The sequence below is a fragment of the Rothia nasimurium genome, assembly GCF_014217215.1.
Lineage (GTDB): Bacteria > Actinomycetota > Actinomycetes > Actinomycetales > Micrococcaceae > Rothia > Rothia avistercoris.
Genome location: NZ_CP056080.1, coordinates 423,311 through 436,195 on the forward strand (window position 1 = coordinate 423,311; position 12,885 = coordinate 436,195).

Below are 12,885 nucleotides of genomic sequence, written 5' to 3' on the forward strand. Positions count from 1 at the left end.
CAAAGGTATTACGCCCTGGGTAAGAGAACCAGCCATAGCCCCGAGCATACTGGTTTAATAGGAGGTATGACTGAAGAGGTAAAAGACGAGCTAACGCCCCCCGGTGCTTCGAGCGCAGAAAGCTACGAGCAGGCAGACTCCGAAGCGGTTGAGCCTACCCCGGCATCCGCACCCGAACCTACCCTGGGCGAGCCTACTCGCCGCCGCCGTACCAGCAAGGTCGACGCCGTCCTCGCCGCTGCCAAAGATGTTGCTCTTGCGGGCCTAGCCGATATCGCACCCGAAAACTCCATCGGCCCCGTCCACCACCTGCGCGGTGAAGAAGAGCGCCTGACCACCCACCTCTTTGAAAGCACCCTACCGGGCTACCGAGGCTGGTTCTGGTTTGCCACCCTCTCACGCGCTCCCCGCTCAAAGGTCGCAACCGTTTGCGAAATTGGCCTCCTGCCCGGCGATGACGCCCTGCTGGCCCCGGCCTGGATACCCTGGGCCGACCGCCTGCTCCCCGAAGACCAGGAAGAGCAAGACTACGACCACGACGGTGCAGACTACAGCGACGCCCCCGCAGAGAGCGAAGACAGCACTGAAGCTGCCGAAGAGAACTCCGCTGAAGATACCCAGGGCGGTGCCAGCGCTGAATGACCTCCACCCAGAGACAAGAACCCCAGCCCGTGAACGGGAGGAACAAAACCTTCCGCTCACTGTGGATTTTTAACTACCGTCTCTGGTTCATTGGTGCCCTTGTCTCTAACATAGGTACCTGGATGCAGCGCACCGCCCAGGACTGGCTGGTCTTCAACGACCTCTCAAGCCACGACTCTACCCAGATGGGTATCGTCATCGCTCTGCAGTTCGCCCCGCCCCTCTTCTTAGCCCCCTATGCCGGGGCGCTTGCTGATAGGGGCGATCGGCGAAAAATTCTCCTATGGACCCAGAGCATCATGAGCCTGCTGGCCCTCGGGCTGGGGCTCCTAGTGCTATCGGGCCATGTTGCTATCTGGCACGTCTACCTCTTCGCGCTAGCCCTGGGCATCGTCTCAGCCCTGGACTCCCCGGTACGGTCAACCTTCGTCTCAGAACTTGTCTCAGACGCAGACCTGCCTAATGCCGTAGCGCTCAACTCCATGTCCTTCAACGTTGCCCGTATGATCGGGCCGGCGGTTGCTGGCCTGCTGGTTGTTGCGGTGGGCACCGGGCCGGTCTTCCTGCTGAACACCCTGACCTTCATCGCCATGATCCTGGCAATCATCGCTATCCGTGAGAATGAATTACGGCAGTTGCCGCGGTCGTCCGCCGCTCACAACCGGGTGCGCGACGGCCTTACCTACCTCAAACATCGCCCCGACATCATCGTGGTGATGGTGGCAGCCTTCCTAATCGGTACTTTCGGCCTAAATACAGCCCTCAACATTGCGGCTATGGCCACCACCGAATTCGGTCAGGGCGCGGGGGAATTCGGGCTGCTGAACTCCGTTGTTGCTATCGGCTCGGTGACAGGCACCCTGCTAGCTGCTCGGCGGGATACCCCACGCATGCGGTTCATGTTTGCCTCCTGCCTAGGGTTTGGCGTGGCAACCCTACTGGCGGCGCTCGCCCCCACCCTCTGGCTGTTTGCCCTGGCCCTGATTCCGCTCGGGCTCATGGCGCTGACCATCATCACCTCAGCAAATGCCTACGTGCAGGTGACAACCGAGCCTGCTATGCGGGGGCGGGTTATGAGCGTGTACATGGCTGTATTCATCGGCGGAACCCCTATCGGCTCGCCCCTGGTCGGGCTGGTCAACGACGTCTTCGGCGCTCGCTGGGGTCTGGGCGTTGCCTCTGCCTCCGGCTTTCTGGCGGCCCTGATCGGGCTGATCTGGATTATGAAATATAAGCACCTGCACCTGCACTACGACAGGCAGGCCCGCACCCGCCTGGTGCTGCGTCCGCGCCCTGAAACCGCTGAGAGCCCTGACCGGGAGCCGCCCCCGGTCACAGCAGCAATCGACCTGCAAGAACCCCGCTAAAGTTTAAGAAAAGAAGGACGCCTTTCCCCGCCTTCCTGCCCGGTGGCAGGTGAGCGGGGGCAGCGTCCTTATCTTTGCCTAGCTAAAAACTACTTGAGCTTTTCAACCACGTAGTCGATGCAGGTAAGCAGAGCAGAGACGTCCTCGGGGGCAATAGCGGTGAAGGTGGCAATACGCAGCTGGTTGCGGCCCAGCTTGCGGTAGGGCTCGGTATCGACGATGCCGTTAGCACGCAGGGCCTTGGCAATAGCAGCGGCATCGATGCTCTCATCGAAATCAACGGTAGCGATGACGTTGGAGCGCTCAGCCGGGTTCGCCACAAAGGGGGTGGCATACTCGCTAGCCTCGGCCCAGGCATAGACACGGCCTGCAGAATCAGCGGTACGGGCTGCTGCAAAAGCCAGGCCGCCCTGCTCGTTTATCCACTTAATCTGCTCATTGAGCATAATCATGGTGGCCAGAGCCGGGGTGTTGTAGGTCTGGTTGAGACGGGAGTTGCTAATGGCAGTGACCAGGTTCAGGGAATCGGGAATCCAGCGGTCAGACGCGGCGATACGCTCAGCGCGCTCAACCGCTGCCGGTGACCAGAGCCCCAGCCACAGGCCGCCGTCGGAGGCAAAGTTCTTCTGGGGTGAGAAGTAGTAGACGTCGGACTCGGCCACGTTAACATCCAGGCCGCCAGCGGCACTGGTAGCGTCAATCAGCACCAGAGCATCATCGGCGATACTGGCAGGGCGGGCCACCGGGGCAAAAACACCGGTTGAGGTTTCGTTGTGGGGCCAGGCGTAAACGTCTACGCCCTCTTCAGCACGGGCCTCGGGGCGGGTGCCGGCTTCAGAAGAAATAACGGTGGAATCAGCCAGGAAAGGGGCCGCCTTGGTTGCTGAAGCAAATTTAGAGCCAAACTCACCGAAGGTCAGGTGCTGAGCCTTGTTCTCAACCAGGCCGAAGGTTGCGGCATCCCAGAACGCGGTGGCGCCACCGTTGCCCAGAATCACCTCGTAGCCATCGGGCGCAGAGTAGAAAGCGCGCAGGCCCTCGCGAATCTCACCGACCAGGTTCTTGACCGGGGCCTGGCGGTGGGAGGTACCTAGCAGGGTGGTGGCGGCAGCTGATACGGCGGCAACCTGCTCGGGGCGTACCTTAGAGGGGCCAGCGCCGAAACGGCCGTCGGCAGGTAGCATCTCGGTGGGAATCACGGGAAAAGTGGTCACTGAATATCTCCTAGACATGAGCAGCACATGTGCCGGGGCGGCTATGCGTTGATGTGAGGGAGGTGGTGCCGCCGGCGTCCTGCTGTTTCTATTGTGCAACCTGCGCGGGCCCGCGGCTCTCAAGTACCCCGTACCGGCCCAAAATGTGGGGAATAAATTTATATAGTGAGATGGCTTCGGTGTAGGGCTTGGGGGCAGACAGCGCCGCAAACCGAAGGCGCGCGGTATGGGCGCAACAATTTCAGCTCTTGAAGAGAGTAAACGCCTACTCGACCTGGTAGCGCATACAATTAAGGGCAAAACCACTGCACCTAAAAACCCGCGCACCGTGCGGGCTGGCCCAAGGAGATCCGAGAAGGCATGACTGACCTCATTGATACCACTGAAATGTATCTGCGCACCGTGCTGGAGCTTGAGGAAGAGGGCATCACTCCCATGCGTGCCCGCATCGCAGAGCGCCTAGAGCACTCCGGCCCCACCGTTTCTCAGACCGTTGCCCGCATGGAACGCCACGGTCTGCTCACCGTCGCTAGCGACCGCTCCCTTCAGCTCACCGAAGAGGGGCGCCAGAAGGCAGTGGAGGTGATGCGCAAGCATCGTCTAGCTGAGCGCCTGCTCGCCGACGTCATTGGTCTTGACCTGGAATACATCCACGAAGAGGCCTGCCGCTGGGAACACGTCATGAGTGAACGCGTGGAGCGCCGTCTTCTAGAGCTGCTCAACGAGCCTAAGTTCTCCCCCTATGGCAACGCGATTCCCGGTCTGGAAGAGCTGGGTGCCGAGAGCGAGGAGAACGACGGACGCACCGTCACCATGTCGATTGCGGGCCGCGACTCATCTGAAGATGACCGCTTTACCGTGTCTCGCCTACCCGAGTTTATTCAGACCGACGTGCAGCTGCTGAAGCGCCTGGGCGATGCGGGCATCGTCTACGGTGCAACGGTGTCGATTCTGGGTAATAAGGACGGCTCCGTGCTGGTTCACGCGGACGGCGAGGACGAATCGCTCACTCTCAGCGCCGAAGTAGCAGATGCGATTATCGTCAAAAGATAACAATTTGGTAACAAAATTAGAGCTCTACTAGCCAGTGGGGCTCTTTTTTGTTATCAAATCGTGATGTTTTTGTGGGTGAAGAATGCCTGCTAAATCTGCCGTAGAGGGCTTCATGGGTGAATTTAAGGCTCTGCAGAGGTCGATTTTGCCCCGACAATCCTTAAGTGGTGGGGTTCTCAGTTAAATTAATGCTGGCAAAACCCTGACAGTGGGAAGTTGTGCTGGAGTTTTTGAGACGCGACAGAATCCCTTTATATTCCCTTGTCAAAACCAACTCTATGTGCCATATAAGCCCCGGCTGGGTGCGTCCTGAGAGCTAAAAAATCAATCACCCTGCTTTGCATTCCGGGGGTCTTGCAACAAAATCGTGACCAAAGCGTGACAAACTAGCCCAGGCTGTGTAATGTTCTATTTCGTGCTCATCACTGGTCGGATCAGCACCCTACGAACAGCACCGCCTAGTTCTGCCACTGTTCACAGGAAAACAAACAAAATAACATCACGGCAGAAGCGGGGGACCCACCTTTCGGGCTCTCCACCGAGAACCCTAGGGGTTAAGTCGCAGACTCTGCGGCCGAGCGAACTTCATGCTCGAACCCGACAGCTCACCTCGTTCGGCAATGGAGGAAAACAAAATGGCTAAGTCAACCATCGTACGCACCGCAGGTATCGTTGCAGCATCAGGCGCCATGCTCGCCGCAACCGTTGCACCCGCAAACGCATTCGCAGTAGCTGAAGTATCAGCACCCGCTCACTCAGCACCTTCACTGGCTTCACACTCTTACAACTACAACACCTGGGGCTACGAAGCTACCTCAACCACCACCGTTGAGACCACCTCAACCGTCGCTCCCCAGGCAACCGCAACCGCTGCAGCTTCCAGCAACGTTGACCTCTCAAACGCTCGTGAAACCGTTCTGGCAGCTGCCTACGACGGCATCGGCGGCTCCTACGTTTGGGGCGGCAAGTCCTACAAGGCTTGGGACTGCTCAGGCTTCGTCTCCTATGTTTACGCACAGGCTGGCATCAACCTGACCGCCTACACCTACACCATGGCAACCGAGCTGACCCCCACCTCAAACCCCCAGCCCGGTGACATCGTCTTCACCAACGGCTACGCACACGTAGGCATCTACGTTGGTAACGGCCAGATGATTTCAGCTCTCAACCCCTCACAGGGCACCCAGCTGACCGCTGTTGACGGTGGCGGCTTCATGCCCGTCGACGGTTACTACACCGCTGGCATCTAAGACTTCTCACACAGTATGGGGCAGTCACTACTGCCCCAGCCGGTGACGTTCACTCAGTAGCTGGTCACTTTCCTACTGAAAACGAACACAAGAATTCCTACCACACATCACACGGTAAGGATCCCCCGCAAACACAGGTTTGCATATGCGCACCAGACGACCAGCTGGGGCGCATTTTTTATACCCACTTTTCGACTCCGGCAGAAGGCACAGCTAGGATTGGAACTATGTCGCAGAAGTTAAACAGCCCCCAATTCGAAAGCCCGACCGGTTCATCCGACCAAGAATTCACCTACATGGCCATCGGAATGGTAGCCGGCGCCGTACCCGGCATTGTCCTCGGCCTCATCATCGCCATCTTCGTAGGGCACGCCGCCATGTGGGTCTCCATCACCGGCGGCATCGGCATCGTCCTCGGCCTTATTGCCTCCCGAGTAGCCTACAACAAAAAGAAAACCCGCAACTAGCCTCCAACCGGGCACAAAAAGAGAGGGTATGCCAGCGCTTCGCGCAGTATGGCATACCCTCTCTTTTTGTGCCCCCGAGACGATTCGAACGTCCGACACCCGCTTTAGGAGAGCGGTGCTCTATCCCCTGAGCTACGAGGGCGCAACTCCACCAGTTTACACGAAAACCTGTACGCCACCCGAAAAGTGCAAGTACCTGTGGATAAGTCGATGGTATATGCACTTTTCCGGCGGCACGAAGGCGCGCTAACCGGCCCCTGCGTCCACAGGGCTAGCGTCAACACCCCTGATTCAGTCACCCTATACACCATGAGCCAGCACCTATATAACTCAGTACTTCTCACCGGTGACCTACGACTACAAGGACTGACCAGTCGCAAAATTAGTGACGCAGTGCGGTCTAAAGAGCTCGTCCGTCTCAGACAGGGAGCCTATATCAAAACCCAGACGCTCGCCGAGGCAACCCCTACCGAGCGTGCCCTGATACACCACATAGCGGTGAGCAAAACCCGCTCACACGCCGTCCTTACACGCACGTCCGCTGCTCTTGCCTGGGGAGCGCCCCTCCTTGAACTCCCCTCTCATATCTACCTCGCGAGTTCCTGGCGCGATCGCGGCAAACAGCAGGGCATTCGCCGCTGCGTCACTCCTGCTGAAGCAATAAATAGGGCACAGGAGTACCAGGGCCTTACGGTTCTCTCACCTATAGACACCGTCCTGAGCTGTATCGGTCACCAGCGGGCGCTCACCACGGTGACGGTTGCACACTATTTTCTCCACCAGAACCTGTGCAATCAGTACCTGCTGTACGATGCACTACTAGCCGTCTCCGACCGTGGTGCGAAGCAAGCTCGTACTCTGGCACGGAGCCTGACGACCGAGCTTGAATCACCGTTAGAATCTCAGGCGTATTTTCTGATGGTGCTTGAAAATCTTGAGCTACCCGCCTTGCAGCGGTGGGTGGTTACGAGTAGCGGCCGCCGCTATCGTCCTGATTTTATGTGGCGGCACCTCAGGCTTATTCTCGAGGTAGACGGCCGTATCAAGTACACCGGGCCTTATCGGTCTTTTGACGAACAGCGACAGCAAGATCTCTTCCGACAGCGCGAGTTAGAGAACGAGGGCTGGAAGGTCTTGCGAATCACCTATGAAGACCTCACTCACCGCCCGCAGCACGTGGTGGGCCTGTTGCTACGGCACGGGGTGCGGCGACTAGCTGCCGCTTAAAAAGTGCAAGTGCCTGTCACTTTTGCACAGGCACTTGCACTTTTCGGGGGGGGCAGACGGGGGGCGGGCGGGATGCTAGCCCGGCATCACTGCCCGGGCAGCTCACCGCGGGCGAAGGCGTCCATCTTGCTTCTGACCAGTCGCAGCGCCAGGTAACCCAGCTGCACCAGGCAGAGCACGAACAGAGCCCAGCGGGCCGTCATGAGAAGAGAAGCAAGCCCGGTAGCGCCGCCCAGTGGATCGGCTAGGGCTGAATCAACGGCAAAACCACCGGCAATAAAAACAAAAGCGTAGGCCACCGGCAGGGTCAACATCAGCCGGCCCACCAGTAGCTCAAACTTGGAAGCTCGCACCATATTCCACCAGGTGAAAGCAAAAATCAGGGGCAGAATGAGTCCTGTAGAACGGTGGAGCACCTGGTAGGCCTGCAAGCCCTCTACACCCAGGCCCGCCGCTACAGTCTGCAGGTGCTGGGCGTCAAAACGCAGCATGAGTTCCGGGGCAGTCGCACCGGCGGCCGCCGACACCCCCGGCAGCAGCATGAGGTAGTAGTAGAGCAAAAACAGCACCGTCACGACAAAGGCAACGCCTAAGAAAATATAGGAGCCCCCGCCCTTTTCCGGCTCGGCGGCAAGCTCTGCCCGGCTATAGTCGGTGACGACGCGGGGCCCTGCCCCCTGCCCGCGTGGGGGCGCGGACGTCGGCCCCGTCTGAGCTGCGGACGGTGCGGGGGAGTGTGCTTGTGTGTTTTCGCCGTAGAGACGTTTCTTCTGACCTTTTGAAAGACCCATGCTGTCTATCTTATCTGTCAGCTCAATCGGGTGTGGGCTGTGGCCCTCTCGCCTAAAATGGGGAGTTGACGGTTGATCTTTGGAGGGTTCTTCTATGTTTGATGATGACGATTTTATGCCTGCGCCCGCGCCGCCGCGCTCTGCTGCGCCTGAGGGGGAGCCTTTCTTTGACGAGCCTCCTTTCGATCCCTTCTATGATGCGGCCTCTCCGGCCGATGACTTTGTGCCTCCTGCCTACCAGGTGGGCGGGTTTATGCCTGATTTTGAGGATGCCCTCCCCGCTCCCAGCGTCAACCCCGAGACGCTGGTGGCGGGGCTGAATGAACATCAGGCTGAAGCGGTCAAGCACGCGGGCAGCCCGCTGCTGATTGTGGCGGGTGCCGGGTCGGGCAAGACCCGCGTTCTGACCCACCGTATCGCCTACCTGCTAGCGACGGGCCGCGCCCACCAGGGGCAGATTCTGGCGATTACCTTCACCAATAAAGCGGCAGCCGAGATGCGGGAGCGTATTACAGCCCTGGTGGGGCCGCGGGCTCAGAGCATGTGGATTTCGACCTTCCACTCTTTCTGCGTGCGAGTGCTGCGGCGCGAGGCTAAAGCCCTGGGTCTCAAATCGACCTTCTCCATCTACGACTCGGCTGATTCCCAGCGCCTGCTGACGCTCATCATCAAGCAGATGAACCTCGATACCAAGAAGTTCACCGCCAAGGTGGTGGGCAACCGTATCTCTAACCTCAAGAATGAGCTGGTCAGCGCCCAACAGTTCGCAGCCGAAACCAGCCCCACCGACCCCTGGGAAGGCGTGATTTCGAAGGTCTACACGGCTTACACCGAGCGCCTGCGGGCAGCTAACTCCCTCGACTTCGACGACCTCATCTTCGAGACCGTCAACCTTTTGAAGAACCACCCGCAGGTAGCCGAGTACTACCGCCGCCGCTTCCGCCATATCCTGGTTGACGAATACCAGGACACCAACCACGCCCAGTACCAGCTGGTGCGGCAGTTGGTGGGGGGTGCGGCGTCCTTGCGCCCTGAGACCGGGCCTGCCGATAACGGCCCCTACCCCGACGCCTACCCGCCCGCTGAGCTGACGGTGGTGGGTGACTCTGACCAGTCCATCTATGCCTTCCGCGGGGCTGATATTCGCAATATCACCGACTTTGAGCAGGACTACCCGGCGGCTCGCACCATCTTGCTGGAGCAGAACTACCGCTCCACCCAGAACATCCTCTCGGCGGCGAACGCCGTGATTGAGCGCAACAAGGGTCGCAGGCCCAAGAAGCTCTGGACGGCCAGCGGCGACGGTGCCAAAATCACCGGCTACGTGGCAGAGTCCGAGCACGCTGAGGCCCGCTACATCGCCCAGGAAATTGACCGTCTGCGCGATGAACACGGTACCGCCCCCGGCGACGTGGCGATTTTCTACCGCACCAACGCCCAGTCCCGCACGCTCGAAGAAATGCTCATGCGCGTGGGTCTGCCCTACCGCGTGGTCGGCGGTACCCGCTTCTACGAGCGCAAGGAAATCAAGGATGCCCTGGCCTACCTGCGCGTGCTGGTGAACCCCGATGACGACATCAACGTGCGCCGCGTGCTTAACGAGCCTAAGCGGGGTATCGGAGCTAAGTCCGAGGGCGTGGTGGCCGACCACGCCCGCGCTACCGGTATCTCCTTCATGGCTGCCCTGCGCCAGGGTAGCGAGGTGCCCGGTCTGGGCGCAGCCGCCGTGAAGAAGATGGCTGCTTTTGCTCAGATGATTGACGACCTAGCCCAGCTCGCTACCACCGAGTCAGCAGCCACCTGTCTCGAAGCCGTGCTGGAGCAGACCGGCTACCTGGCAGCCCTGCGCGAATCCAAGGATATTCAGGACGAATCCCGCGTCGAGAACCTCTCCGAGCTGGTGGACGCCGTGCGCGAGTTCGAAATCGACAACGAAGGTGCCACCCTGGAGGACTTCCTCGAACACGTCGCCCTGGTCGTTGACGCCGACCAGATCCCTAACAAGCCTAAGGCCGAGCAGGAGGGCGGGCCGTCCGCCGCCCAGATTGCCGCTGAGGTGGCAGAAGCCCGATCCCAGGGCGTCATTACCCTCATGACCCTGCACACCGCTAAGGGCCTAGAATTCCCCGTGGTTTTCTTGACCGGTATGGAGCACGGCCTCTTCCCCCACCAGCGGGCCCTCACCGACGACTCTGAGATGAGCGAAGAGCGCCGCCTGGCCTATGTGGGCCTGACCCGCGCCATGGAACGCCTCTACCTCACCCGCGCTGAGAACCGCTCCATGTGGGGCCAGAGCCAGTTCAACCCGCCGTCGCCCTTCCTCGAAGAGATCCCCGAAGAGCTCATTGACTGGAAGCGCACCGGTTCATCCTTTGGCGGCTACTCCGGTAGCGGCTACGGGGGCGCTTACGCGGGCGGACGCGGCGGCTGGGCAGGCAACCGCGGTGGCAGCTCTGTGAGTGGGTACGGTTCTTCGTACGGGTCCTCCACCTACTCCAGCCGCTTTGACGAACCGGCCGAGCGGCGGCGTCCTGCCGAACCTTCCACCAGCGAAGTCAACGGGTCTTCCACCTACGGACTCAAGGCAGCAGCCCGGCAGGTCTCCCGTGTGCAGCAGAATAAGGAAATTCCGGCGCTCGCGGTTGGCGACCGTGTTGAGCACACTAGCTTTGGTGAGGGCCGCGTGACCGCGGTTGAAGGGGCCGGCGATAAAACCGTCGCCAAGGTGCGCTTTGCCAAAGAAGAGAAACGACTCCTGCTGCGCTACGCGCCGCTGACTAAAAAGACCGACTAAGATATAAGAAGCCCGGTACCGCCCGTGGTGCCGGGCTCTTTTCTGCCCGATTCACTCAAGGATGACCATGGATCACGACTCTAACCTTCCCTCTATCGCCGAAGAATTTGTGGAGGCAATGGATGAGGTGACCGATACCCGCGTGCAGCTTCAGGAGATTTCTGATCTCTTCCTTTTTCGTATTGAAATTGACCCCTCGACTGATGCTGCCCGCCGCATTGAGAAGGTGCTGGGCGCTGCCCTACCGACTACTCGCGGGCAGGTAACGGGCGATGCGACCGCCCTGCATCTGCTGTACGGCACCCGCCAGGTCGTGGCCTGCCTGTATGTTGAAGAGGGCGTGTACCTGGTGGTGACCAGGGTGGACGCCGTAAAACTGGGGCGCGCGCTCACCGCGGCCCTGGGGTGCGATGAGGGGCTGGTGCTCGATGTATCGGTCAACCGCACCGTGCTGAACCTGAGCGGGGTCGCCGCAGCGGACGTCATCGACGAGGTCGTGCACTTCGACTTCCCGCCGGACTTCTTCGACCCGGGCAAGGCCCTGTCCTGCACCGTGGCTGAGGCCCGTATTATGCTCTGGCGTATCGATGAGCTGGAGTACCTGATGGTGCCCCGCGCCTCCGATACAGCCCCCTTCCTGGTCAATATTCTGGACGCCTGCGAGAAGGTCAAATAGGCTCGGTGGGGGAGCGCCGGTCATAACTGACAGGTTTGTTTCATTCAAAGGGAAATAAGTTCGCACCCCTATAGGCAAGTACGCTAAAGTTTCTTTGTGGAGAAGCTTTGTGTGCTCCAGCTCTCGCAATGGGGCGGGCACCGAACTTCGTACATGTAAACGCCGGGAGCACCGCTTTCTGGCATGACTTCGACGAAGAAGGAATCCCTGTGGACCTGTTTGAATACCAGGCACGCGATCTCTTTGAGAAGCACGGCGTCCCCGTGCTCCAGGGCATCGTAGCTACCACCCCTGAAGAAGCAAAGGCAGCAGCTGAGAAGATCGGTGGCGTCACCGTAGTCAAGGCCCAGGTTAAGGTGGGCGGACGCGGTAAGGCCGGTGGCGTGAAGGTCGCCAAGACCGCTGACGAGGCTTACGAGTACGCCCAGCAGATTCTGGGCATGGACATCAAGGGCCACACCGTCCACCGCGTGATGATCGCCCAGGGCGCAGACATCGCTGAAGAGTACTACTTCTCCATGCTGCTTGACCGCGCTAACCGCTCCTACCTGGCCATGTGCTCCGTTGAAGGTGGCATGGACATTGAGACCCTGGCTGCCGAGCGCCCTGAGGCCCTGGCCAAGGTTGAGGTCAACCCCATGGACGGCATCATTGCTGAGAAGGCCGCCGAGATTGTTGAGGCCGCTGGCTTCGCTGAGGACGTACGCGAGGACGTCGCTGCCGTGCTGGTCAAGCTGGGCGAGGTCTACAAGAAGGAAGACGCTACCCTGGTTGAGGTCAACCCGCTGGTCAAGACCGGCGACGGCAAGATTCTGGCCCTGGACGGCAAGGTCTCCCTCGACGATAACGCTGAGTTCCGTCAGCCCGAGCACGAGGCCCTGGTTGATAAGTCAGCCGAGAACCCTCTCGAAGCTAAGGCCAAGGAAAACGACCTCAACTACGTCAAGCTCGACGGTGAAGTCGGCATCATCGGTAACGGTGCAGGCCTGGTTATGTCTACCCTCGACGTCGTTGCCTACGCCGGTGAAAACCACGGCAACGTCAAGCCCGCTAACTTCCTCGATATTGGTGGCGGTGCGTCCGCTGAGGTGATGGCAGCTGGCCTCGACATTATTCTCAACGATGAGCAGGTGAAGTCTGTTTTCGTCAACGTCTTCGGTGGCATCACCTCCTGCGACGCTGTAGCTAACGGCATCATCAAGGCCCTGGAAATCCTGGGTGATAAGGCAACCAAGCCCCTGGTCGTCCGCCTGGACGGTAACAACGTTGATGAGGGCCGTCGCATTCTCTCTGAGGCTAACCACCCGCTGGTTCACCAGGCAGAGACCATGGACTCCGGCGCAGACAAGGCAGCCGAGCTGGCCCACACCGCATAAATCACCGCTGATTATTACTAGAAGGTTT

11 protein-coding genes, 1 tRNA gene and 1 riboswitch are annotated in these 12,885 nt (G+C 59.7%); of the genes, 9 read left to right on the plus strand and 3 right to left on the minus strand.

Annotated elements, in window-relative coordinates; all coding sequences use genetic code 11:
- The first annotated feature begins 66 nt into the window (after positions 1–66).
- Positions 67–642 carry a DUF3027 domain-containing protein gene (locus HWU94_RS02070; protein WP_185174102.1) on the plus strand — a complete coding sequence of 192 codons (576 nt, stop codon included), beginning with the start codon at positions 67–69 and terminating at the stop codon, positions 640–642.
- Positions 643–671: 29 nt separating this feature from the next.
- Entirely contained in the window at positions 672–2,009 is a 1,338-nt protein-coding gene (locus HWU94_RS02075; RefSeq protein ID WP_244955997.1) for an MFS transporter, read from the plus strand.
- Positions 2,010–2,098: 89 nt separating this feature from the next.
- Here the strand turns inward: HWU94_RS02075 and serC are convergent, their stop codons facing one another.
- Complete coding sequence (gene serC / locus HWU94_RS02080; RefSeq protein WP_185174104.1) at positions 2,099–3,241, minus strand: phosphoserine transaminase; 1,143 nt, start codon at positions 3,239–3,241, stop codon at positions 2,099–2,101.
- 342 nt (positions 3,242–3,583) lie between these two features.
- Between serC and HWU94_RS02085 the strand changes: the two genes are divergently transcribed.
- From HWU94_RS02085 to HWU94_RS02095, 3 genes are all read left to right on the plus strand, one after another.
- Positions 3,584–4,276 (plus strand): metal-dependent transcriptional regulator, encoded by a 693-nt coding sequence (locus tag HWU94_RS02085; RefSeq protein ID WP_185174105.1) that lies wholly within the window; start codon positions 3,584–3,586, stop codon positions 4,274–4,276.
- Positions 4,277–4,762: 486 nt separating this feature from the next.
- A riboswitch (cyclic di-AMP (ydaO/yuaA leader) is annotated at positions 4,763–4,907 on the plus strand.
- Positions 4,908–4,911: 4 nt separating this feature from the next.
- On the plus strand, positions 4,912–5,526 hold the full coding sequence (locus HWU94_RS02090) for a C40 family peptidase (RefSeq protein ID WP_185174106.1): 615 nt from the start codon (positions 4,912–4,914) through the stop codon (positions 5,524–5,526).
- Positions 5,527–5,753: 227 nt separating this feature from the next.
- Entirely contained in the window at positions 5,754–5,993 is a 240-nt protein-coding gene (locus HWU94_RS02095) for a hypothetical protein (RefSeq protein WP_185174107.1), read from the plus strand.
- A gap of 69 nt (positions 5,994–6,062) precedes the next feature.
- Here the strand turns inward: HWU94_RS02095 and HWU94_RS02100 are convergent.
- Positions 6,063–6,135, minus strand: a tRNA-Arg gene (locus tag HWU94_RS02100).
- A 356-nt stretch (positions 6,136–6,491) separates the two neighbouring features.
- On the opposite strand from HWU94_RS02100, the gene HWU94_RS02105 reads away from it, so the two are divergent.
- Complete coding sequence (locus HWU94_RS02105; protein ID WP_221625855.1) at positions 6,492–7,220, plus strand: endonuclease domain-containing protein; 729 nt, start codon at positions 6,492–6,494, stop codon at positions 7,218–7,220.
- An 86-nt stretch (positions 7,221–7,306) separates the two neighbouring features.
- On the opposite strand, the gene HWU94_RS02110 is transcribed toward HWU94_RS02105, so the two are convergent.
- Positions 7,307–8,011 (minus strand): hypothetical protein, encoded by a 705-nt coding sequence (locus tag HWU94_RS02110; protein WP_185174109.1) that lies wholly within the window; start codon positions 8,009–8,011, stop codon positions 7,307–7,309.
- A 253-nt stretch (positions 8,012–8,264) separates the two neighbouring features.
- On the opposite strand from HWU94_RS02110, the gene pcrA reads away from it, so the two are divergent.
- From pcrA to sucC, 3 genes are all read left to right on the plus strand, one after another.
- Positions 8,265–10,805, plus strand: a complete 2,541-nt coding sequence (pcrA, locus tag HWU94_RS02115) for a DNA helicase PcrA (RefSeq protein ID WP_244956049.1) — start codon at positions 8,265–8,267, stop codon at positions 10,803–10,805.
- Positions 10,806–10,872: 67 nt separating this feature from the next.
- Positions 10,873–11,481: a sarcosine oxidase subunit gamma family protein gene (locus HWU94_RS02120; protein WP_185174110.1), complete on the plus strand. Its 609-nt coding sequence runs from the start codon at positions 10,873–10,875 to the stop codon at positions 11,479–11,481.
- 209 nt (positions 11,482–11,690) lie between these two features.
- Positions 11,691–12,857, plus strand: coding sequence for an ADP-forming succinate--CoA ligase subunit beta (gene sucC, locus HWU94_RS02125; RefSeq protein WP_185174111.1), 1,167 nt, complete (start codon positions 11,691–11,693; stop codon positions 12,855–12,857).
- Positions 12,858–12,885 lie beyond the last annotated feature (28 nt).